Origin of the sequence: Tsukamurella ocularis (assembly GCF_965138335.1) — a bacterium.
In the GTDB taxonomy this organism is placed as follows: Bacteria; Actinomycetota; Actinomycetes; order Mycobacteriales; family Mycobacteriaceae; genus Tsukamurella; species Tsukamurella ocularis_A.
This window is the reverse complement of the sequence record NZ_CBCSDV010000012.1, coordinates 39,795-62,158: the sequence shown is the minus strand read 5'-3', so window position 1 is coordinate 62,158 and position 22,364 is coordinate 39,795. Positions and strand designations below refer to the sequence as shown.

General features: G+C 70.6%; 20 protein-coding genes. 15 read left to right on the top strand and 5 right to left on the bottom strand.

Annotated features, from left to right (window positions below):
- Positions 1-5 precede the first annotated feature (5 nt).
- The 8 genes from ACNAYW_RS12705 to ACNAYW_RS12670 all read left to right on the top strand — a co-directional run bounded on the left by ACNAYW_RS12705 (position 6) and on the right by ACNAYW_RS12670 (position 7,643).
- Positions 6-860, top strand: coding sequence for a sigma-70 family RNA polymerase sigma factor (locus tag ACNAYW_RS12705; protein WP_415850062.1), 855 nt, complete (start codon positions 6-8; stop codon positions 858-860).
- A gap of 76 nt (positions 861-936) precedes the next feature.
- Positions 937-1,668, top strand: a complete 732-nt coding sequence (locus ACNAYW_RS12700; protein WP_415850061.1) for an SDR family oxidoreductase — start codon at positions 937-939, stop codon at positions 1,666-1,668.
- Positions 1,669-1,781: 113 nt separating this feature from the next.
- Positions 1,782-3,482 (top strand): sodium:solute symporter family protein, encoded by a 1,701-nt coding sequence (locus ACNAYW_RS12695; protein WP_415850060.1) that lies wholly within the window; start codon positions 1,782-1,784, stop codon positions 3,480-3,482.
- A 14-nt stretch (positions 3,483-3,496) separates the two neighbouring features.
- Positions 3,497-3,799: a hypothetical protein gene (locus tag ACNAYW_RS12690; protein WP_415850059.1), complete on the top strand. Its 303-nt coding sequence runs from the start codon at positions 3,497-3,499 to the stop codon at positions 3,797-3,799.
- The gene (locus tag ACNAYW_RS12685; RefSeq protein WP_415850058.1) at positions 3,783-4,583 is read left to right on the top strand and encodes a DeoR/GlpR family DNA-binding transcription regulator; all 801 of its coding nucleotides are present in this window, start codon (positions 3,783-3,785) and stop codon (positions 4,581-4,583) included. Before ACNAYW_RS12690 ends, ACNAYW_RS12685 begins: the two co-directional genes overlap by 17 nt.
- Positions 4,580-5,680 (top strand): galactose-1-phosphate uridylyltransferase, encoded by a 1,101-nt coding sequence (galT, locus tag ACNAYW_RS12680; protein WP_415850057.1) that lies wholly within the window; start codon positions 4,580-4,582, stop codon positions 5,678-5,680. Before ACNAYW_RS12685 ends, galT begins: the two co-directional genes overlap by 4 nt.
- Positions 5,677-6,777 carry a galactokinase gene (gene galK, locus ACNAYW_RS12675; protein WP_415850056.1) on the top strand — a complete coding sequence of 367 codons (1,101 nt, stop codon included), beginning with the start codon at positions 5,677-5,679 and terminating at the stop codon, positions 6,775-6,777. Before galT ends, galK begins: the two co-directional genes overlap by 4 nt.
- A gap of 95 nt (positions 6,778-6,872) precedes the next feature.
- On the top strand, positions 6,873-7,643 hold the full coding sequence (locus tag ACNAYW_RS12670) for an aspartate/glutamate racemase family protein (protein ID WP_415850122.1): 771 nt from the start codon (positions 6,873-6,875) through the stop codon (positions 7,641-7,643).
- A 32-nt stretch (positions 7,644-7,675) separates the two neighbouring features.
- On the opposite strand, the gene ACNAYW_RS12665 is transcribed toward ACNAYW_RS12670, so the two are convergent.
- Positions 7,676-8,707, bottom strand: a complete 1,032-nt coding sequence (locus ACNAYW_RS12665) for an ATP-dependent 6-phosphofructokinase (RefSeq protein WP_415850055.1) — start codon at positions 8,705-8,707, stop codon at positions 7,676-7,678.
- A gap of 180 nt (positions 8,708-8,887) precedes the next feature.
- Between ACNAYW_RS12665 and ACNAYW_RS12660 the strand changes: the two genes are divergently transcribed.
- The 4 genes from ACNAYW_RS12660 (at position 8,888) to gap (ending at position 13,519) form a co-directional block, all read left to right on the top strand.
- A complete protein-coding gene (locus ACNAYW_RS12660; RefSeq protein WP_415850054.1) occupies positions 8,888-9,850 on the top strand; it encodes a sugar-binding transcriptional regulator in 963 nt (320 codons plus the stop codon).
- A gap of 56 nt (positions 9,851-9,906) precedes the next feature.
- Positions 9,907-11,337, top strand: coding sequence for a pyruvate kinase (gene pyk / locus ACNAYW_RS12655; protein WP_415850053.1), 1,431 nt, complete (start codon positions 9,907-9,909; stop codon positions 11,335-11,337).
- A 55-nt stretch (positions 11,338-11,392) separates the two neighbouring features.
- Positions 11,393-12,418 carry a class II fructose-bisphosphate aldolase gene (gene fbaA, locus ACNAYW_RS12650; RefSeq protein WP_415850052.1) on the top strand — a complete coding sequence of 342 codons (1,026 nt, stop codon included), beginning with the start codon at positions 11,393-11,395 and terminating at the stop codon, positions 12,416-12,418.
- Positions 12,419-12,499: 81 nt separating this feature from the next.
- Positions 12,500-13,519, top strand: a complete 1,020-nt coding sequence (gene gap, locus ACNAYW_RS12645; RefSeq protein ID WP_415850051.1) for a type I glyceraldehyde-3-phosphate dehydrogenase — start codon at positions 12,500-12,502, stop codon at positions 13,517-13,519.
- Positions 13,520-13,563: 44 nt separating this feature from the next.
- Here gap and ACNAYW_RS12640 read toward each other — a convergent pair whose 3' ends face one another.
- A complete protein-coding gene (locus ACNAYW_RS12640; protein WP_415850050.1) occupies positions 13,564-14,721 on the bottom strand; it encodes an aminotransferase-like domain-containing protein in 1,158 nt (385 codons plus the stop codon).
- 68 nt (positions 14,722-14,789) lie between these two features.
- Positions 14,790-16,349 (bottom strand): glycerol kinase GlpK, encoded by a 1,560-nt coding sequence (gene glpK / locus ACNAYW_RS12635; protein ID WP_415850049.1) that lies wholly within the window; start codon positions 16,347-16,349, stop codon positions 14,790-14,792.
- A 27-nt stretch (positions 16,350-16,376) separates the two neighbouring features.
- On the opposite strand from glpK, the gene ACNAYW_RS12630 reads away from it, so the two are divergent.
- From ACNAYW_RS12630 to ACNAYW_RS12620, 3 genes are all read left to right on the top strand, one after another.
- The gene (locus ACNAYW_RS12630) at positions 16,377-18,191 is read left to right on the top strand and encodes a glycerol-3-phosphate dehydrogenase/oxidase (RefSeq protein WP_415850048.1); all 1,815 of its coding nucleotides are present in this window, start codon (positions 16,377-16,379) and stop codon (positions 18,189-18,191) included.
- Between the two features lie 110 nt (positions 18,192-18,301).
- Entirely contained in the window at positions 18,302-19,444 is a 1,143-nt protein-coding gene (locus tag ACNAYW_RS12625; RefSeq protein ID WP_415850047.1) for a sensor histidine kinase, read from the top strand.
- Position 19,445: 1 nt separating this feature from the next.
- Positions 19,446-20,090 carry a response regulator gene (locus ACNAYW_RS12620; protein WP_415850046.1) on the top strand — a complete coding sequence of 215 codons (645 nt, stop codon included), beginning with the start codon at positions 19,446-19,448 and terminating at the stop codon, positions 20,088-20,090.
- A 4-nt stretch (positions 20,091-20,094) separates the two neighbouring features.
- On the opposite strand, the gene ACNAYW_RS12615 is transcribed toward ACNAYW_RS12620, so the two are convergent.
- Together ACNAYW_RS12615 and ACNAYW_RS12610 are read right to left on the bottom strand one after the other, a co-directional pair.
- Complete coding sequence (locus ACNAYW_RS12615) at positions 20,095-20,652, bottom strand: META domain-containing protein (RefSeq protein ID WP_415850045.1); 558 nt, start codon at positions 20,650-20,652, stop codon at positions 20,095-20,097.
- A gap of 50 nt (positions 20,653-20,702) precedes the next feature.
- Complete coding sequence (locus tag ACNAYW_RS12610; RefSeq protein ID WP_415850044.1) at positions 20,703-22,343, bottom strand: MDR family MFS transporter; 1,641 nt, start codon at positions 22,341-22,343, stop codon at positions 20,703-20,705.
- Positions 22,344-22,364: the final 21 nt, after the last annotated feature.

Below are 22,364 nucleotides of genomic sequence, written 5' to 3'. Positions count from 1 at the left end.
CGGCGATGAGCGATCGCGACGGCGTCTTCGAGGCGCTGCGGCCGCGCCTGTTCGGCGTGGCGTACCGCGTCCTCGCGTCCGCGCCCGACGCGGAGGACGTGGTGCAGGACGCGTGGCTGCGCTGGCGCGGCGTCGACGACGGTGCCGTCCGCGATCCCGAGGCCTTCCTGGTGGTGACGGTGACTCGCCTCGCGCTCAATCTGACGCAGTCGGCGCGGGCGCGACGGGAGCAGTACGTGGGGGAGTGGTTCCCGACGCCCGTCGACACCGCCGCCGATCCGGCGCTGGGCGCCGAGCGCGCGGAGGCGCTGGAACTCGCGGTGGTGCACGTGCTGCAACGCTTGGCTCCCGAGGCCCGGGCCGCTTATGTGCTCCGCGAGGCCTTCGAGTATCCGTACCCGCGGATCGCGGAGATCCTGCAGATGCGGGAGCCGGCGGTGCGAAAGCTGGTCAGCCGTGCCCGCGCCCAGGTCGCGGGGGAGCGACGCACCACGACCACGCGCGAGCGGGTCCGTGCGCTGCTCGACGCCTTCCTCGCGGCCGCACACGCCGGCGACGTCGCGGCGCTCGAGGCGGTGCTCGTCGCCGACGTGGTGAGCGAGACCGATGGCGGTGGCGCGCGCCGGGCCGGACGTCGCCCGGTGATCGGGGACAACGCGGTGGCGCGCTTCGTCGCCGGCTTCTCCGTGCGCTTCATGTCCGAGGCGACCGTGCGGATCGTCGAGGTCAACGGTGCGCCGGGCGCGATCTTCTCCCTCGACGGTGCGCCCGTCGCACTGCTCAGCCCGACGGCCTCCGACGCCGGCCTCACCCGTTTGATGTGGGTCATGAACCCGGCGAAGCTGGCCGGCTTCGCCTGACGGTCACAGATCCGCGCGCCGCCCGGTCCTTGCTGCGGAGGCCCGAGTGGTTCGGGCCGGATCGAAAGGACGAGACATGGCGAAGTTCGTGGTGATCGGTGGCACCGGGCTGATCGGGTCGACGGTGGTGACGGGGCTCGCCGCGGCGGGCCACGAGGCGCTCGCGGCCGCCCCGAGCACGGGCGTGAACGCGGTGACCGGCGCAGGGCTGGCCGAGGCGCTCGCGGGTGCCGACGGCGTCGTGGACGTGGCGAACTCGCCGTCCTTCGAGGACGCGGCGGTGCTGGAGTTCTTCACCGCCGCCACGACGAACCTGCTCGCGGCTGCGCGGGCCGCCGGGATCGGCCACTACGTCGCGCTGTCCGTGGTGGGCACCGAGCGGCTCGCCGAGAGCGGCTACTTCCGCGGGAAGATCGCGCAGGAGGACCTGATCGAAGCCGGGGACGTGCCCTTCACGATCGTCCGGGCCACGCAGTTCTTCGAGTTCGTCCCGGGGATCGCCGCGGCCTCGGAGGTCGACGGTGCGGTCCGCCTCCCGGGTGCGAACATCCAGCCGATCGCGTCCGGCGACGTCGCCGCAGCCGTCGTGCGGGCCGCGCTCGGGACGCCGGCCGGCGGCCGCGTCGAGGTCGCGGGGCCGGACGTCTTCCCCCTCGACGAGCTGGTGCGCAGGGCGCTCGCCGAGGCGGGCGACGCGCGGCCCGTCGTCCGCTACCCCGAGGCCACGTACTTCGGCGCGCACCTGACGGCGGACTCCCTGCTGCCGGGCCCCGGAGCGGAGATCGCGGCGACGAGGTTCTTCGGCTGACGGGACCGGACGGAGGCGCCGGGTCCGCACGAGAAGTCACAAAAACCTCCAAGGTCGGTGTGCGACTCTGTTAGATTTCGTGAGAATTCGTTCACTGACTCCCTGGAGGCGCGATGCTGCTCGCCGACAACGCACTGCGACTGAACGTCGGTCTGCTCGACTACACGCTGGTCGCGATCTACTTCGTCTTCGTGCTGGGCATCGGCTACCTGGCCCGGCAGCAGGTCTCGTCCAGCCTCGATTTCTTCCTGTCGGGCAGGCGGCTCCCGGCCTGGGTGACGGGTGTCGCGTTCGTCTCCGCGAATCTCGGCGCCGTCGAGATCATGGGAATGTCGGCCACCGGCGCGCAGATCGGCATGTCGACGTTCCACTACTACTGGATCGGCGCCGTGCCGGCGATGGTCTTCCTCGGCATCGTGATGATGCCCTTCTACTACGGCTCGAAGGTGCGCAGCGTCCCCGAGTTCATGCGCAAGCGCTTCGGTACCGGTGCGCACCTGGTGAACTCGCTGAGCTTCGCCGTCGCCCAGGTGCTCATCGCCGGCGTCAACCTGTTCCTGCTCGGCACCGTCATCAACGTGGTCCTCGGCTGGCCGCACTGGGTCTCGCTGCTCGTCGCCGCGGCGGTGGTGCTCACCTACACCGTGCTCGGCGGCCTCTCCGCCGCGATCTACAACGAGGTCCTGCAGTTCTTCGTGATCCTCGCCGCCCTGGTCCCGCTCACCGTCATCGGTCTGATCAAGGTCGGCGGCTGGAGCGGGCTCAAGGAGAAGGTGATCGAGACCCGCTCCGACAAGGGCGTCACCGCCACCGTCGCCGATCAGCTGCACACGTGGCCGGGCCAGGCGCTCAGCGGTTTCGAGTCGCCGGTCTGGTCGGTCGTCGGCATCGTCTTCGGCCTGGGCTTCGTGCTCTCCTTCGGCTACTGGACCACCAACTTCGTCGAGGTGCAGCGGGCGATGGCCTCGGACTCGATGTCGGCGGCGCGGCGCGCGCCGATCATCGGCGCCATCCCGAAGATGTTCATCCCCTTCGTGGTCGTGGTGCCGGGCATGATCTGCGCCGCCGCGATCGGCGACATGATCAACCTCAAGAACAACGGCGCCCCGGACGGTGTCACCTACAACGACGCGCTGCTGCTCATGATGCGCGACATCCTGCCCAACGGCCTGCTCGGCGTCGCCGTCGCCGGCCTGATCGCCTCCTTCATGGCGGGCATGGCGGCCAACGTCTCCGCCTTCAACACCGTCTTCAGCTACGACCTCTGGCAGCAGTACGTGGTCAAGGACCGCGAGGACTCGTACTACATCCGGGTCGGCCAGGTCGCGACCGTCGCCGCGGTGCTCCTCGCGATCGGGACCGCGACGATCGCCGCGGGCTACTCCAACCTCATGGACTACCTGCAGACGTTGTTCGGCTTCTTCAACGCTCCGCTCTTCGCGACCTTCCTCCTGGGCATGTTCTGGAAGCGGATGACGCCCACCGCGGGCTGGGTCGGACTGGTCTCCGGCACGCTGGCCGCGATCGGCGTCTTCGTGCTCCAGAAGACGGGCGTCATCGACCTGCCGGGCCAGGGCATGGCCTTCGTCGCCGCGTCCGCGGCCTTCGTGGTCGATATCGTGGTCTCCGTGCTGGTCTCCGCCGTGACGAAGCCGAAGCCCGAATCCGAGTTGGCGGGCTACGTCTACTCGCTCACCGACAAGGCCACCCTGCGCGGCGAGGACGACGGCGCCGCGCGCTGGTACGCGCGCCCCGTGCCCCTCGGCGCGGCGGTGCTCACCACGACCGTCGTGCTCGGCGTGATCTTCCACTGACGAGGAGCGAAATCATGAACAACGACAACGGAACCGCGTCCGCTCCGGCGGCGAAGTCCACGAAGCTCGCCCTGCTGTCCGACATTCGCACCGTCATCGCCGCGCTGCTCGGGATCTACGGCGTGCTGCTCCTCATCGCGGGCCTCGTGCCGTCGTTCGCGGAGCTCGGCGCCCGCGAGTTCGAGCACACGCCCGACCGCGTCGACATGGCGGCGGGCAGCGCCGGCAACCTCTGGGTGGGCGGCGCGCTGGTGCTCGTCGCCGTCGCCTTCGAGGTGTGGGCCGTGATGAGCGTGCGGCGTGCTGGCGGCCGATAGGCGCCGGATCATCCTCGAGGCCGCGGTCGCCCACGGCTCGGTCCGGGTGATCGATCTCGCCGCCGACCTCGGCGTCTCGGAGATGACCATCCGTCGCGACCTCGACCGGCTCGCCGACGCCGGCGAGCTCGCCAAGGTGCACGGCGGGGCGGTCCTGCCCGGCGCGGGAACCGGACGGGGCATCGAGCCCCGGTCCGCGCAGAAGGCGGTGCGCGACACCGCGGAGAAGCGCGCCATCGCCGCCGCGGCCGCCGGGCTCGTCGAGGACGGGATGACGGTGGCGGTCGGTGCCGGCACGACCACCCTCGAGTTGGCTCGCCTCGTGCGGGGCCGCCGCGTCGCGGTGGTGACCAACTCGATCTCGATCTTCCACGTGCTCACCGACCCCGACGACGCCGGCGCCGACCCGACGGGAGTGGCCGACGTGCAGCTGACCGGCGGGCAGCGCACCCCGTCGGACGCCCTGGTCGGGCCGGTGGCGAACGCCATGCTCGAGCGGGTGCGCTGCGATCTCGCGTTCCTGGGTTGCCACGGCATCGATCCCGTCGCGGGGTTCACCTCGCCCAACATCGGTGAGGCGGAGACGAACCGGCGGCTCATCGGCAGCGCACGGTCCACGCTGCTGCTCGCCGATCACACCAAGTACGGCGAGATCGGCGCGCACCTGTTCGCGCGGTTCTCCGATGCCGACGGGCTGATCGTGGACGACGGGCTGGGCCGCGCCGCCCGCGAGGCGCTCGCCCCGGTCGTCCCGCTCACCGTCGTTCCCGGAGGCGCATCGTGACCCGCGAGATCGCCCCACCCACCGCGTCCCGCCTCGCCGACGGCCGCGAGATCCTGTTCTTCTCCGCCGACGGTGCGCCGTCGATCCGCGTCGACCGCCGCGACCTGCCCGCCCGTCCGACGGTGCCCGCGACCACCGTGCGCCGCGACCCCACTACGGGCGACAACGTGATCATCGCGCCCGCCCGGCAGGAGCGGACGTACAAGCCGCCGCGGACCATGTGCCCGCTCGACCCCGATCCCGCGGGGCTGTCGAGCGAGATCCCCGCCGAGGATTACGAGGTGGTGGTCTTCGAGAACCGATTCCCCTCGCTCGCGACCCCCGACGGGTTCGCGGGGGAGCGCCCCTTGGAGGCGGACCCGTTGCGCGCGGAGTGGCCCGGCCTGGGCCGGTGCGAGGTGGTCTGCTTCAGCAGCGATCACGACGGCTCGTTCGCCGGACTCTCGCAGCGGCGGGCCCGCCTCGTGATCGACGCCTGGAGCCACCGCACCGCGGAGCTGCTGGCGCGCAGCGACATCGAGGAGGTGTACTGCTTCGAGAACCGCGGCGAGGAGATCGGCGTGACGCTCACGCACCCGCACGGGCAGATCTACGGCTATCCCTTCCGCACCCGGCGCACCGCCGCGCTGCTGCGGACCGCCGAACAGTACCGGGCGGAGCACGGCGCGGACCTGTTCGAGGCGGTGCTCGCGGCCGAGATCGCCGACGGTGCGCGGATCCTCGTCCGCACCGAGCACGTGACGGCCTTCGTGCCCTACGCCGCGAAATGGCCCGCCGAGGTGCACGTGTACCCGAACCGTCACGTACACAACCTCGCCGAGCTCACCGACGCCGAGGCCGATGATCTGGCCGCGGTGTACCTGACGCTGCTCCGCGCGTTCGACGCGCTCTACGACGCGCCGCTGCCGTACATCGCCTCGTGGCACCAGTACCGGTCCGGCGTCGCCGAAGGGTACCTGCACGCGGAGCTGTTCTCCATCCGCCGTAGCGCCGACAAGCTCAAGTACCTCGCCGGATCGGAATCCGGGCGCGACGCCTTCGTCACCGATAAGACGCCCGAGGCCATCGCCGAGGAGCTCCGGCGGGTGATCGGATGACGGTGCGCGCCTACGCCCCCGGGCGGGTCAACCTGATCGGGGAGCACACCGACTACAACGACGGCTTCGCGTTGCCCATCGCGCTGCAGGTCGGGACCGTCGCCGAGTTCGAGCCGGCCGCCGACGGTTCCGTGATCGACGTCGTCTCCGCGCAGGAGGACGATGCCGTCCCGGTCCCCTTGGACACCCGCCCCGGTGTGGTGCGGGGCTGGGCGGGCTACGTCGCCGGATGCGTGTGGGCGCTCCGCGAGCACGGGGTGCTGGCCCCGGCTGGAACCCTGCGGCTCCGCTCCGATGTGCCGGTGGGGGCGGGGCTCTCGTCGTCCGCGGCCCTCGAGTGCGCGGTGCTGCTGGCCGTGCTCGACGCCGCGCCGGGGCCTGCTCCGGACCGGACGGCGCTGGCCCGCATCGCGCAGCGCGCCGAGAACGACTACGTGGGTGCGCCCACCGGCCTGCTCGATCAGATGAGCAGCCTGTACGGCGCGGAGGACGCGGCGTTGCTCCTCGACTTCCGCACGCTGACGGTGGATCCCGTGCCCCTGCGCCTCGACGCCGACGTGCTGCTCGCCATCGACTCGCACACCCCGCACCAGCACGCGGCGGGGGAGTACCGCCGCCGGCGCGAGGCGTGCGAGGCCGCGGCCGCGCAGCTCGGCGTCACGGCCCTGCGCGACGCCCCGGACGACGCGTGGGAATCGCTGGAGGACGTGGAGATCCGCCGCCGCGCCCGGCACGTGCTCACCGAGAATCGGCGCGTGCTCGACGCCGCCGCCGCGCTGCGCCGTGCCGATCACGCCGCCTTCGGCGCGCTGATGAACGCCTCACAGGAGTCGATGCGCGACGACTTCGCGATCACGGTCCCCGCGATCGATCTCATCGCGGAGACGGCGGTCGAGCTCGGGGCGTACGGTGCCCGAATGACGGGCGGCGGGTTCGGCGGCACCGTCATCGCCCTCGCGCCGGCCTCCGCTGCGGACCGGATCGCGAAGACACTGCCGGGACGGCTCACCAGCGCCGGCCACCCTGCGCCGACCGTGACAGCGGTCCGGCCGGGCCGCGGTGCCCACGTCCTCTCGGGTGTGCGATCGCGTCCATGAACACGATTCCCGACGCGCATCCGCGATTCGGAGTGTAGATTCCGCTGTACGAAAATCTGCGGTCCGGGAGGCCGGGCGGGAAGAGGTGCGGCGTGATGGTGCGGGGCGGGCTCGCGGCGGGGATCGTCGCGGTGACGATGGCCGTCGCGGGATGCGGCAGCGGCGACGACGGTGCAGCGGCGAGCTCGCCGAGTGCCGCGGCGCAGGTCAAGACCATCGTGCTGATCAATCCGAACTCCAGCACGAGTGCGACCGCCTCGATGGTCGAGCTGGCGACGGCGGAGGCGCGCGGTGCGGCGAAGATCGTCGGGGTCACCAACGACGGTGCGCCGGCGCTCCTGACCACGCAGCAGGACATGGCGACCGCGGCGCAGGGCGTGCTCCGGCGCGGTATCGAAGCGGCGAAGGATCCGAACGTCGCGGCGATCATCGTCTCGGCCTTCAGCGACCCGGGGCTCGCCGATCTGGATCGGGCGCTCGCGATCCCGGTGTTCGGCATCGGCACGGAGGCGTTCCGGGAGGCCGCTCAGGGCGGCCGCGCGTTCGGCATCGCGACGGTGACCTCCGATCCCGCGCTGGTGGAGTCCTTCCGGCAGAAGGCCGCCGAGCTCGGCGTCGAGGGGCAGTACCGCGGCGTGCGGGTCACGCCGGGCGACGCGACGGAGCTCGTGAAGTCCCCGGACGCGCTCGACGCGGCGCTCCGCGAGGCCGTGCGCCTGTCGGTGGATCAGGACGGCGCCCGCGCGGTGATCATGGGCGGAGGGCCGCTGTCGCCGTCGGCCCTGCGGCTGCAGCCGCAGTTCGACGTGCCGCTCGTCGTGGCCGTGAACGCCGCGGTGCGGAGCGTGCTCACGGCCGCGGGCTGAGTCCGGACCGGTCCGCCGCCGAGGAACCGGGCTCAGCCGAAGAATTCGGCGGCGTCGTCGTAGCGTTCGCGGGGGACGCGTTTGAGCTGCTTGACCGCTTCGGCGAGGGGGACGAGCCCGATCTGCGTGCCGCGGAGGGAGACCATCTGTCCGGTGTGACCGGCGTGGGCGGCGTCGGCGGCGTTGACGCCGTAGCGGGTGGCGAGCACCCGGTCGGCGGGGGTGGGGGTGCCGCCGCGTTGGACGTGGCCGAGGACGGTGGTGCGGACTTCCTTGTTGATGCGCTTCTCGATCTCCACGCCCAGTTGGTGGGCGACGCCGGTGAAGCGCTCGTGGCCGAACTCGTCGGTGCCGCCGACGCGCAGTTCCATGGTGCCTTCGGCGGGTTTGGCGCCTTCGGCGACGACGACGATGAAGCTGGCGTGGCCGCGTTGGAAGCGGCGTTTGATCATGGTGCAGAGTTCTTCGACGTCGAAGGGGACTTCGGGGATGAGGACGGCGTGGGCGCCGGAGGCGAGGCCGGAGTTGAGGGCGATCCAGCCCGCGTGCCGGCCCATGACTTCGACGATCATGACGCGTTGGTGCGATTCGGCGGTCGAGTGCAGGCGGTCGATGGCGTCGGTCGCGATGGTCAGCGCGGTGTCGAAGCCGAAGGTGACGTCGGTGCAGTCGATGTCGTTGTCGATGGTCTTCGGTACGCCGACCACCGGGACGCCCTCGTCGGCGAGCCAGGACGCGGCGGTGAGGGTGCCTTCGCCGCCGATGGGGATGAGGACGTCGATGCCGTTGTCGTCGAGGGTGGCTTTGATGCGGTCCAGGCCCGCGCGGAGGACGTCGGGGTGGGTGCGGGCGGTGCCGAGCATGGTGCCGCCCTTGGTGAGGAGGCGGTCGTTGCGGTCGTCGTTGGACAGGTGCACGCGGCGGTCCTCGAGCAGGCCGCGCCAGCCGTCCTGGAACCCGACGACGGCGGATCCGTAGCGGGAGTCGCTGGTGCGGACCACCGCGCGGATCACCGCGTTCAGGCCGGGGCAGTCACCACCACCGGTCAGCACTCCGATGCGCACTTCTCTCCCCTTACGTCCTAGGAACGAGGCCGTCCGGCCGTCGTCGTACTCGACTCATGAGACGCGGATCGGAACGTTTCGACAACGCCTGCGCCCATATGGGCGCGGATCGGTCTCCGGAGGATCTACCCTGGGGACGGCGGGATCGACCCGGCAGTCACGTTCTCGACGGAGGTTCCGATGGGGTCCATGGGGCCGGCCGAGGTGGTCCAGGCCGCCGCGATCGCGCGGCGGTTCTACTTCGACGGGAAGTCGAAGATGGAGATCGGCGCCGAGTACGGGCTGTCCCGGTACAAGGTGGCCAGGATCCTGGACGCCTGTCTCGAGTCGGGGCTGGTCCGGATAGAGATCAACACCGATGCCGCGATCGACGCGGACCTCTCCGAGCGCCTTCGCCGCGCCTACGGGCTGCGGCGCGCGCTGGTCGCCACCGGCTCCTTCACCGACTTCGACGGCCTGCGGCACGGGCTCGGGCGGGTCGCCGCCGACCTGCTCAGCGAGGTCGTGACCGAGTCGGACGTGCTCGGCGTCGGTTGGGGACGCACCCTGGACGCGATGGCGCAGCACGTCCGGGACCTGCCGCCGTGCACCATCGTCCAGATGTCCGGGGTGGTCGGCGACGTCCAGGCCAGTTCGGTCGATCTGGTGCGCCAGCTGACCTCGGTCTCGCGCGGCCCGCAGTACCCCATCTACGCGCCACTCATCATGTCGGATCAGCGGATGAAGGCGGCCCTCGCGCGGCAGCCCGGCGTGGCCACCGCGATGGAGCTGTGGAAGCGGATCACCGTCGCCGTGGTCGCCGTCGGCAGCCTCGATCTGACGGGCTCTCAGGTGTACGCCATGTTGTCGGATCAGGGCCGGGCGGAACTGGATTCGCTCAACGTCGCCGCTGAGCTGTGCGCCATCCAGTTCGACGCCGCGGGCCGCCCGGTGCGCACCAACTACAGCGGCCGCACGCTGGCCATCTCGTACCGCGAACTGAGTGCGGTCGACGAGGTCATCGCCATCGCCGGTGGTCACCAGAAGGTGGAGGCCATCCGCGCGAGCCTGATCAGCGGCGTCGTCACGTCCCTGGTCACCGACCGCGAGACCGCCATCTCGCTGCTGCGCGTCGCCCCCGCGGAATCCGCCGATCGGGCGTGATGCCCATATGGGCGTGATGGTTGTCACCCCGGCTCGCGGTGCATACGTTCCGTCCTGTGACTCGTCGAACCAAGATCGTCTGCACCCTGGGCCCTGCTGTCGGAACCGATGAGAAGGTGCTCGCCCTCGTGGAGGAGGGCATGGATGTTGCTCGCCTGAATTTCAGCCATGGTGAGCATGCTGATCATGCGGTGAACTACGACCGTGTCCGTGCGGCGTCGGATAGGACCGGGCGTGCGGTGGGGATCCTCGCGGATCTGCAGGGGCCGAAGATCCGGCTGGGCCGCTTCGCCGGTGATGGCCGCACCGTGTGGGAGACGGGTGAGACGGTGCGGATCACCGTCGAGGATGTGGTCGGTACGCATGATCGGGTCTCGACCACGTACAAGGAGTTGGCGCAGGACGCCCGGCCCGGTGATCGGTTGTTGGTCGATGACGGCAAGGTCGGCCTGACGGTGACGTCGGTGGACGGTGACGACGTGGTGTGTGAGGTCACTGAGGGTGGCCCGGTGTCGAACAACAAGGGTGTGTCGCTGCCGGGGATGAACGTCTCGGTGCCGGCGTTGTCGGAGAAGGACATCGAGGATCTGGAGTTCGCGCTCGGGTTGGGTGTGGATTTCATCGCGTTGTCGTTCGTGCGGTCGCCGGCGGATATCGAGCGGGTGCACGCGGTGATGGACCGGGTGGGTCGGCGGGTTCCGGTGATCGCGAAGCTGGAGAAGCCGGAGGCGATCGACAACCTCGAGGCCGTCATTCTGGCGTTCGATGCGGTCATGGTGGCCCGCGGCGACCTGGGGGTGGAGCTGCCGCTCGAGGAGGTGCCGTTGGTGCAGAAGCGGGCGATTCAGATCGCGCGGGAGAACGCCAAGCCGGTGATCGTGGCGACGCAGATGTTGGAGTCGATGATCGAGAACAGCCGCCCCACGCGGGCGGAGGCCTCGGATGTGGCGAACGCGGTGCTCGACGGTGCCGATGCGGTGATGCTCTCCGGTGAGGTGTCGGTCGGGAAGTACCCGATCGAAACGGTCCGGACGATGGCGAAGATCGTCTGCGCCGTCGAGGACGTGAAGGACGGTGCGCCGTCCATCCCGCCGCTGAACCACGTACCGCGCACCAAGCCCGGCATCCTCTCTTACGCGGCCCGGGATATCGGGGAGCGGCTCAACGCCAACGCGTTGGTGGCGTTCACGCAGTCGGGTGACACGGTGCGGCGGCTGGCGCGGTTGCACACCCGGTTGCCGCTGCTGGCGTTCACGCCGCTGCCCGAGGTGCGCTCCCAACTCGCCCTGTCGTGGGGGACGGAGACGTTCCTGGTCGACGGCGCCGACAGCACCGACGCGATGATCCGGCAGGTCGACCACTCGCTCGAGGGCATCGGTGGCTATTCCCGGGGCGATCAGGTCGTGATCGTGGCGGGCGCGCCTCCCGGGACGATCGGCTCGACCAACCTGATCCACGTCCACCGGATCGGCGAGGACGACCACTGAGCATCTGAGCGTCCCGCGCTCTCCCCACTCTCACTCCACTACAGAAGGATTCACCATGCCCATCGCCACCCCCGAGGCCTACCGGGAGATGCTGGACCGCGCCCGTGAGGGCGGTTACGCCTACCCGGCGATCAATTGCACGTCCAGTGAGACGATCAATGCGGCGATCAAGGGTTTCGCCGATGCGGGCAGTGACGGGATCATCCAGTTCTCCACCGGCGGTACCGAGTTCGGTTCGGGGTTGGGTGTGAAGGACATGGTGGTCGGCGCGGTGGCGTTGGCGGAGTTCGCGCACGTGGTGGCGGCGCAGTACGACGTGACGGTGGCGCTGCACACGGATCACTGCCCGAAGGACAAGCTGGACGGCCTGGTGCGGCCGTTGCTGGCGATCTCGCAGGAGCGGGTCGATCGGGGCGAGAATCCGTTGTTCCAGTCGCACATGTGGGACGGCTCGGCGATCCCGCTGGACGAGAACCTGGAGATCGCCCAGGAGCTGCTCGCCAAGTGCAAGGCGGCGAACATCATCCTGGAGATCGAGATCGGTGTGGTCGGTGGTGAGGAGGACGGCGTCGAGAACGAGATCAACGACAAGCTGTTCACCTCCGACGAGGACTTCGCGAAGACGGTCGATGCGCTGGGCACCGAGGGGTACCTGCTGGCGGCGACGTTCGGCAACGTCCACGGCGTGTACAAGCCGGGGAATGTGAAGCTGCGTCCGTCCGTGCTCGGTGACGGGCAGGCCGTCGCGTCGGAGAAGCTGGGCCTGCCCGCGGGCAGCAAGCCGTTCTCGTTCGTGTTCCACGGTGGTTCGGGCTCGCTCAAGAGCGAGATCGAGGAGTCGCTGGGTCACGGTGTGGTGAAGATGAACGTCGATACCGATACGCAGTACGCGTTCACCCGTCCGGTGGCCGGGCACATGTTCGCCAACTACGACGGTGTCCTCAAGGTCGACGGTGAGGTCGGTAACAAGAAGACCTACGACCCGCGCTCCTATCTGAAGAAGGCCGAGAGCTCGATGGCAGAGCGGGTCGTGGAGGCGTGCAACGACCTGCACTCCGCCGGCAAGTCCATCAGCACGTAGCCGGGACCGGCTGCGCCCCAGACTCATCCCGTCCGACGCCGCGGAGACACCGCGAACGGACACATCTGAAAGGAACACCCCATGACGATTCGCGTAGGTATCAACGGATTCGGTCGGATCGGCCGCAACTTCTTCCGCGCCGTCGCCGCACAGCAGGCGCTCGGCAGTGCCACCGACATCGAGATCGTCGCGGTCAACGACCTCACCGACAACGCCATGCTCGCGCACCTGCTCAAGTTCGACTCCATCCTCGGCCGCCTCGATGCGGACGTGGTCGCCGACGGCGACTCCATCCGCGTCGGCGACCAGGTCATCAAGGCTCTCGAGGTCCGCGAGGGGCCGGCGGCGCTGCCCTGGGGCGATCTCGGCGTCGACGTGGTCGTCGAGTCGACGGGCATCTTCACCGCCCGCGACAAGGCCCAGGGCCACCTCGACTCCGGCGCCAAGAAGGTGGTCATCTCCGCTCCCGCCTCGGGTGAGGACATCACCATCGTCATGGGCGTCAACGACGACAAGTACGACGGCAGCCAGAACATCATCTCCAACGCCTCGTGCACCACCAACTGCCTCGGCCCGCTCGCGAAGGTGGTCAACGACGAGTTCGGCATCGTCAGCGGCCTGATGACCACGGTCCACGCCTACACCCAGGACCAGAACCTGCAGGACGGCCCGCACAAGGACCCGCGCCGCGCCCGGGCCGCCGCGATCAACATCGTGCCCACCTCCACCGGCGCCGCCAAGGCCATCGGCCTCGTGCTCCCCGAACTCAAGGGCAAGCTCGACGGCTACGCGCTGCGCGTGCCCATCCCCACCGGGTCGGTCACCGACCTCACCGTCGAGCTGGGCAAGCGCGCCACCGCCGACGAGATCAACGCCGCCCTCAAGGCCGCGGCCGAGGGGAAGCTCAAGGGCATCCTCAAGTACTACGACGCCCCGATCGTCTCCTCCGACATCGTGACCGACCCGCACAGCTCGCTCTTCGACGCCGGCCTCACCAAGGTGATCGACGACCAGGCCAAGGTCGTCTCCTGGTACGACAACGAATGGGGTTACAGCAACCGCCTCGTGGATCTCACCGGCCTCGTGGGGAAGTCGCTGTGACGACGGCGGACGGAATCACCCCGATCCCGCTGCGCCGCCGCTGATCACAGCACCGTCGACAGTCGCCGGACGGCCTCGCGGAGGTCGTCCGGCGATCCGGTGGTGAAGCACAACCGCAGGGCGTGGCCGAGATCGCGCTGCACCGCGAAGGCCGAACCGGGGACGTAGGCGACGCCCGCCTCGACGGCCGCGGCGAGCGCGGCGGACGTGGTCGTGCCGTCGGTGAACTCGCCCCAGAGGAACATCCCGCCCTCGGGCGTCGTGAGCCGCAGGCGGTCGCCGAAGGCATCGACGAGCGCGGCGTGCAGAGCGAGCGCCCGCTCGGCGTACACCGCGCGGATTCCCGCGACGTGCCCGTCGAGCCACGCGGCGTCCGCGAGCAGCTCCGCCGCGATCGCCTGGGTGAGGCTCGATCCGCACAGGTCCGCGCCCTGCTTGAGGCGCTCCACCAGGGCGAGAACCGTGGCGTCGCCGTGCATCCACCCGACGCGCAGTGCCGGCGCGATGACCTTCGACGCGCTCGACAGCCGCAGCACTCGGTCGGAGTAGGTGGCGACGGGCGGCACCGTCGAACCCGCGAAGCGCAACCCGCCGTACGGATCGTCCTCGATGATCCAGAAGCCGAATTCGTCCGCGAGGCGGGCGAGTTCGCGCCGACGCTCCTCCGCCAGGGTGGCGCCGCCGGGGTTGTGGAAGTTCGAGACGGTGTGCACGACGCGGATCCGCTCGCGTTCGAGGAGCGGACGCAGCTCGTCGACGCACAGGCCGTCGGCGTCCATCGGCACGCCGACCACGCGGGCGCGGGTGGTGTCGAACGCCTGGAGCGCGCCGATGTACCCGGGGTCCTCGACGATCACCACGTCGCCGGGGTCCAGGAGGGCCTGCGCGAGGAGCGAGAGCGCCTGCTGCGAGCCGTGCGTCACGACCACGGCGCCCGCGTCGCGGCCGAGGGCCGCGGATTCCCGCGCGTGCACCACGTCCCGGAGCGCGGGGGCGCCGGTGGTCAGGCCGTACTGGAGCGCCGACGGTGATCGCAGTGCAGCCTGCGCTGCGCGCGCCACCCGCTCGGCGGGCAGGAGCTCTGCCGACGGCAGGCCGCCGGCGAGCGAGAGGACGCCGGGCCGCTCGGTGACGGCGAGCAGATCGCGGATCGCCGAGCCGCGCACGGCCCGGACGGACAGGGAACCGGTTTCCTCGGACATGCGAGTACCTTCTCAACAACCACTCTCAATTGTCGAGATAGTTATCCTAGTATGTGATACCGGCCTGATCAGGCCCAGTTCAGTGTGCGCTCCACCGCGCGGTTCCACTCGGCGTACAGGTGCTCGCGCTCGTCGGCGGGCATGGTCGGGACCCAGCGCGCATCCTCGGCCCAGTTGGTGCGGATCTCGTCCAACGTCCATACGCCGGTGGCGTAACCGGCCGCGTAGGCGGCGCCGAGCGCGGTGGTCTCGATGATCCGCGGCCGGATGACGGGGACGTTCAGCACGTCGGCCTGGAACTGCATCAGCGTGCCGTTGACGACCATGCCCCCGTCGACCCGCAGCTCGGTGAGCGGGATGCCGCTGTCGCCGTTCATCGCCTCGATCACCTCGCGCGACTGATAGGCCGTGGCCTCCAGGGCCGCCCGCGCGATGTGCCGCTTGTCGGAGAAGCGCGTCAGGCCGACGATCACGCCGCGGGCGTCCGGCCGCCAGCGCGGCGCGAACAGTCCGGAGAAGGCGGGCACCACGTACACGCCGCCGTTGTCGGGCACGCCGGTGGCGAGCTCCTCGATCTCGGGCGCCGCGGAGATGATGCCGAGGTTGTCGCGGAGCCACTGCACCAGTGAGCCGCTCACCGCGACGGAGCCCTCCAGCGCGTACACGGTGGCCTCGTCGCCGAGCTTGTAGCAGACCGTGGTCAGGAGGCCGTGCTCGCTGAAGATCGGGCGCTCGCCCGTGTTGAGGAGCAGGAAGTTGCCGGTGCCGTAGGTGTTCTTGGCAGCGCCCTCGTCGAGGGCCGCCTGGCCGAACATCGCGGCCTGCTGATCGCCCAGGATTCCGGCGATCGGCACGCCGCCGAACACGCCGCGCTCACGCACCGTGCCGTAGATCTCGGCGCTGGAACGGATCTCGGGCAGCATGGACATCGGAATGCCCATCGCCGCGCAGGTCGCCGGGTCCCAGGCGCCGTCCGCGAGGTTCATCAGCATGGTGCGCGAGGCGTTGGTGATGTCGGTGACGTGCAGCGGCCGCGCGGTGTCGCTGCGCCCCGGTCCGGTCCCGAAGTCGTCGTCCGTGGTCAGGTTCCACACCAGCCACGAGTCGATCGTCCCGGCGCACAGCTCCCCGCGCTCGGCGCGCTCGCGGGCACCGTCGACGTGGTCGAGGATCCAGGCGATCTTGGGCCCCGAGAAGTAGGTGGACAGCGGCAGGCCGCACGAGGCCCGGAAGCGGTCGCGATCCGGTTCGTCGAGCCCCACCGCGGCGAGCTCCTCACACAGGGCGTCGGTGCGGGTGTCCTGCCAGACGATGGCGTTGTGGATCGGCTCGCCCGTCGCGCGGTCCCACACGACCACGGTCTCGCGCTGGTTGGTGATGCCGACGGCCGCGATGTCCGTGGCGGTGAGGTCGGAGGCCGCGAGCGCCTCCGCGCACACCAGGCGCGTGTTCAGCCATATCTGCGTGGCGTCGTGCTCCACCCAGCCGCCGCGTGGGAAGATCTGGTCGTGTTCCCGTTGTTCGGAGGCCACGATGGTCCCGTGCCGATCGAAGATGATGCACCGCGTCGAGCTGGTGCCCTGATCGATTGCGGCGACGAACTGCGGGTCGCGCGATGAAAGAGCCACGACCGAATACTGACATGGTGATCACTGATGAACGCTGCCAACCCTGAAACCGCCACGACTCCGGGGACTTCCGGAGCGGCGTCCGCGGGTGTCGCGACCGCCGCATCGCTGCTGTCGCCGGAGTACCGGTCACAGGCCTGGGACCGCCTCGGTGCCGAGGAGTTCGACGTCGTCGTGATCGGCGGCGGCATCGTGGGCGTGGGCTCGGCCCTCGACGCGGCGACCCGCGGCCTGAAGGTGGCGCTGGTGGAGGCCCGCGACTTCGCGTCGGGCACCAGCTCACGCAGCTCGAAGATGTTCCACGGCGGCCTGCGCTACCTGGAGCAGCTGGAGTTCGGCCTGGTCCGCGAGGCGCTGCACGAGCGCGAGCTCTCGCTCTCGACCCTCGCGCCGCACCTGGTCAAGCCGCTGCCCTTCCTCGCGCCGCTCACCAAACGCGTCATCGAGCGGCCGTACATGGCCGCCGGCATGTTCCTCTACGACACCATGGGCGGCGCCAAGTCGGTGCCCGCGCAGAAGCACCTCACCCGTGCCGGCGCGCTGCGCCTCGCGCCGGGCCTCAAACGCGGCGCGCTGGTCGGCGGCATCCGCTACTTCGACACCGTCGTCGACGACGCCCGGCACACGATGACCGTCGCACGGACGGCCGCGCACTACGGCGCTGTCGTCCGCACGTCGACGCAGGTCGTCGACTTCCTGCGGGAGGCCGACCGGGTCTCCGGCGTCGTCGTCCGCGACAGCGAGACCGGTGCCACCACCGAGGTGCGCTCCACGGTGGTCATCAACGCGACCGGCGTGTGGACCGACGAGCTGCAGGCCCTCTCGCATCAGAAGGGCCGGTTCCGGGTGCGCGCGAGCAAGGGCGTGCACATCCTGGTGCCGCGCGACCGCATCGTCAGCGACGTGGCGCTGATCCTGCGGACCGAGAAGAGCGTCCTGTTCGTGATCCCGTGGGGCATCCACTGGATCATCGGCACCACCGATACCGACTGGAACCTGGACCTGGCGCACCCCGCGGCCACGGCGACGGACATCGACTACATCCTCGACCACGTCAACAAGGTGCTCATCACCGAGCTGACGCGCGAGGACATCACCGGCGTGTACGCGGGCCTGCGTCCGCTGCTGGCGGGGGAGTCGGACGAGACGTCCAAGCTGTCCCGCGAACACGCCGTGGCGGCGATCGCGCCCGGGCTGGTGACCATCGCGGGCGGCAAGTACACCACGTACCGGGTCATGGGTTCGGACGCCGTCGACGCCGCGGAGGCCTATCTGCCGCACAAGATCCCGGCGTCCTGCACCGAGAAGGTGCCGCTGCTCGGCGCCGACGGGTACTACGCCCTCACCAACCAGACCACGTCGATCGCGCGCGAGCACGACGTGCACCCGCACCGCGTGACGCACCTGCTCGATCGGTACGGCTCGCTCATCGGTGACGTGCTCGCGCTCGCCGAGGCCGACCGCGGCCTGTTGGAGCCGCTGGCCGGCGCCCCGCAGTACCTGCGGGTGGAAGCGCTGTACGCCGCGAAGGCGGAGGGCGCGCTGCACCTCGAGGACGTGCTGGCCCGCCGCACCCGCATCTCCATCGAGTACCCGGACCGCGGGCTCGAGGCCGCCGCCGAGGTCGCCGATCTCATCGCGCCCGTGTTGGGCTGGTCGGCGGCGGACATCGCGCGCGAACTCGAGAACTACGGCGCCCGCGTGGCCGCGGAGATCGAGTCCCAGAACATGCCCGACGACGAGACGGCCGACGCCCTGCGGGCCGCCGCGCCCGAGGCGCGGGGCGAGATCCTCGAGCCCGTGCCGGTTCCCGGCGTCGAGCACGGGGCGTCCCGGCACTAGCCGTGCGCCGTCCGCCGCCCGTCCCGCCTCGGCCGAACGGCCCAGTGGCCGCGGAGCGATTCGACCCTTCGGTGGAGTCGGCGGCGCCCGGGCTGCGGCAGAGTCGCGTCATGATCATGACGCGCGCGGATCGGGTCATGCTCGCCCTGGTCCTCGCTGGAGGGTGGGCGATCGGAACGATGATCTCCCTCGTCGTCAACTCGTCCCCGCTGTCCCTGGTCCTGAACGCGGTGGCGTCCCTGGGGGGTGCCGTCACCGTGTGGGCGGAGATCCGCGGAGCGAACGCGGCATGGTCATGGGGTGGGGCGGCGGTCGCCGCCGTGGCGTTCACGGCGGCGGCCGCGCAGCCCTCCGATGCGCCGATCTGGCCCGCCGGAGCGAGCTGGATCTTCGTGATCGTCGCCGGGATCACGGCGTCGTACGCGGATACCGCGCTCGACGGGGTCCTCGAACTCGTCGCGGGTGTCCTCGCAGTGCTGCCGGTCATCCCGCTGGCGGTGGAGGACCCGCGGCTGCTGGTCCTCGCCTTCCTCCTGGCCGGCGCCGTCAACGCGGCCGTGATGTTCGGGCACCGTCATCGGACGGCGGAGCGACGCCTCGAACAGACCCGGGCGGAGGTCCAGCTGGCCGAACGCACGGCGATGGCGCGGGAACTGCACGACGTCATCGCCCACGAGGTCACGGGGATCGTGGTGCTGGCCCAGGCGGGGATCGCCGCGGGTTCGGATTCCACCGGCACGCTCGCGCGGATCGAGCACAGTGGAGCCCGCGCCCTCGCGGACATCCGCGCCATGGTCGGGACCCTGCGGGAGCCCGCGGACGTTCCGGCGCCGCTCGCCCCGGCGGCGTCCGCCTCGTTCGGATTAGGGGTGGCGCTGGCCGAGCTCGCCCGGGACAGCGCGGAGGAGAGGATCACGGTGACGGTCGACCCCGCGGCGGACGCGGAGGACGTCCCCGACCTCGTGCGCCTGGTCGCGCACCGCGTGGTCAGCGAGGGGGTGACCAATGCCCGCCGGCACGCGCCGGGCGGGACCGTGCGGATCACCGTCGGGCGGAGCGCGCGGGGGATCCGGGTCGACGTGGCCGACGACGGCCCCGCCGACGGAGGCGTGCCGGGCCCCGGGCCCGGGGGCGGCATGGGCTTGGTCGGCCTGACGGAGCGCGCGGCCACCGTCGGGGGAGAGGTGGCCTACGGGCCCGACGGGAGCGGCTGGCGCCTCACCGCGACCCTGCCGATGCACGGGGTGCGTTGACGTGACGATCAGGGTGGTGCTGGCGGACGACCAGGAGATGGTGCGGATCGGGTTCGCGATGATCCTCGGTGCGGCGCCCGACATGGAGGTGGTGGGGCAGGCGTCCGACGGTGTGGAGGCGGTCTCGGTGATCGCCGAGACCCGCCCCGACGTGGCCCTGCTCGACATCCGGATGCCGCGGCTCGACGGCATCGAGGTGTGCCGGCGCGTCGTCGAATCGGCGACGCGGGTCGTGATCGTCACGACGTTCGGCGAGCCCGACTACGTCGACGCGGCGCTCGGCGCGGGCGCCTCGGGGTTCCTGCTCAAGGACGCCGGACCGGACCTGCTCATGGCGGCGGTACGGGCGGCCGCGACGGGGGACGCCCTGATCAGTCCGGAGCTGACCGTCGACCTGTTGGCGCGGAGCCGGGCGTCCGGTCGTCGCGACGCCGCGGCCGCGGTGGCCCTCGCGGAACTGACCGCGCGCGAACGGGAAGTGGCGCAGTGCGTGGCCCGCGGTCGCACGAACGCCGAGATCGCCGACGAGCTGGTGATCAGTCTGGGCACGGTCAAGACGCACCTCGGGGCGATCACCCGCCGGCTGGGGGCGCGCAACCGGGTCGAGGTCGCGGCGGCGATGTGGGCCGCGGGCGAGATGGACTGACGGCTCAGCGGATTCCCGGCGCGCCGGACGGTGCCGCGCTCGCCGACGGTGCCGCGCTCGCGGCGGAGGTCGCGCTCGGGGTGGGGACGGCGCTCGACGAGGCGCCCGCGGGGGTCAGGACGAAGGTCCAGGCGCGGTTGTTGTCGGGGTCGGTCAGCACCAGCTCGGTGCCGTTGCGCGACCAGATCCGCTCGCCCTTGAGCGCCTCGCTGATCGCGGTCTGGGTGCCCTTGGGGTCCGGGCAGTAGCGCTGCGTGGCCGCGAGGCCGGCGCCGAAGTCGACGCGGTCCGCGGTGGCCAGCGACGTGGCGCTGCCCGTCAGCGTGTTGCACGAATCGTTGCCCGAGATGTTCGAGCCCCGCACCCAGAACCAGGCCGTCGGGTCGGACTTGAGGCGCCACTGCGAGCCCACGAGGGCGGGCTTCGACGGCGCCGACGACGCGGACGGTGCTCCGCCCGTCGAGCCGGCCGGATCGGCGCCGGCCGAGGCGGCGCACCCGGCCGTGAGGACCGCGGCGCCCGCGAGCAGCGGAAGGGCGAGGGAGGCGGCATTACGCATCATGCATGCGATTATGCCGCCTCACCCGCCCCTTGCGCACCTTCAGTTACACCTCAGTTGGTCTTCGAGATGCCGACTCGGGTCGAGCCGCTGTTCTTCGCCGCGGTGTCGACACCGCCGTCCGTGCTGGTGGCGGGGCCCGCGGCGGTGTCGGCCGCGGCATCGTCGACGAGCCCGGGCGCCGCGCCGGGCTCCAGGTCCAGCGTGGTGCGCAGCGGCTTGTTGGGCAGCATGGCGACCGCGATCAGCGTGACGATCGCGCACGCCGTCGACACCAGGAAGATCCGGCCGGTGGCGTCGCCGAACGCGGCATTGGTGATCTCCATGAACAGCGGGTTGCGCGGGTCGGGGAGCACGCGGTGCTCGATCGCACCCGCCTTCACCAACTCGGTGACGCGCGCGGTGAGGACCGCGCCGAGCGCGGAGACGCCGATCGCGCCGCCGAAGGTCCGGAAGAAGGCGACCGAGCTCGACGCCGCACCGATGTTCTGCACGCTGACGGTGTTCTGCACCGCGAGCACCAGGTTCTGCATGAGCGCGCCCACGCCGAAGCCCATGATCGCGATGTACACCTGCACCTGCCAGATCGGCGTGAGGTGATCGATCGTGCTGAGCAGCGCGAAGCCGACGACCATCACGATCGCGCCGCCCACGACGAACCGCTTCCACTTGCCGAACCGGGTGATCAACTGGCCCGACACGACGGACGAGAGCAACATGCCGACGACCATGGGGATCGTGAGGACGCCCGCCATCGTCGGGCTGTAGCCGCGCGAGTTCTGGAAGTACAGGCCCAGGAAGGACATGGCGCCGAACATGCCGACGCCCACGGCGATCGAGGCGATGATCGCGAGCGCGGTGGTGCGCTCGGTGATGATGCCGATCGGGATGATCGGATCCTTGGCGCGCAGCTCGACCAGCACCGTCGCGACGAGCAGCGCGATGCCGACGATGAGGTACACCGCCGACGACGTGGAGACCCAGCCGTAGTTCTTGCCGGCGAACGAGACCCAGATGAGCAGCACGGACACGCCCGCGGTGAGCAGGGTGGCGCCGAGCCAGTCGATGGAGACGTCGTCCTTGCGGGTCGACGGCAGGTGCAGCGTGCGCTGGATGAGGATCAGCGCGGCGACGGCGAGTGGGACGCTGACGTAGAAGCACCAGCGCCAGCCGATGTGGTCGGTGATGATGCCGCCCAGGATCGGGCCGCCCGCCATCGACACGCCCATGACGGCGCCCATGTAGCCGGAGTACCTGCCGCGCTCGCGCGGCGGGACGATGCTGCCGATGATGGCGACGACGAGCGCGGTGAGGCCGCCCATGCCGATGCCCTGAATCACGCGGGCGACGAGCAGCACCTCGACGTTCGGCGTGGCGCCCGCGAGCACCGAGCCGGCGACGAAGATGACGATCGCGGCCTGGACCAGGACCTTCTTGTTGAACAGGTCGGCGAGCTTGCCCCAGATCGGGGTGGACGCGGCGTTCGCCAGGAGGGCGGTGGTGATCACCCACGAGAACGCCGTGGTGGAGGCGCCGAGGTCGGCGATGATGCGCGGGAGCGCGGTCGACACGACGGTGGTGCTGAGGAGGGCCGTGAACAGGGCGGCGAGCAGGCCCGCCATGACCTCGAGGATCTCCCGGTGGGTCATGGGGGCTGAGGGCTGGGGTGGCGTCTCCGCCAGGGTCTCGGACATCGACTCTTCTTTCAAAGATCT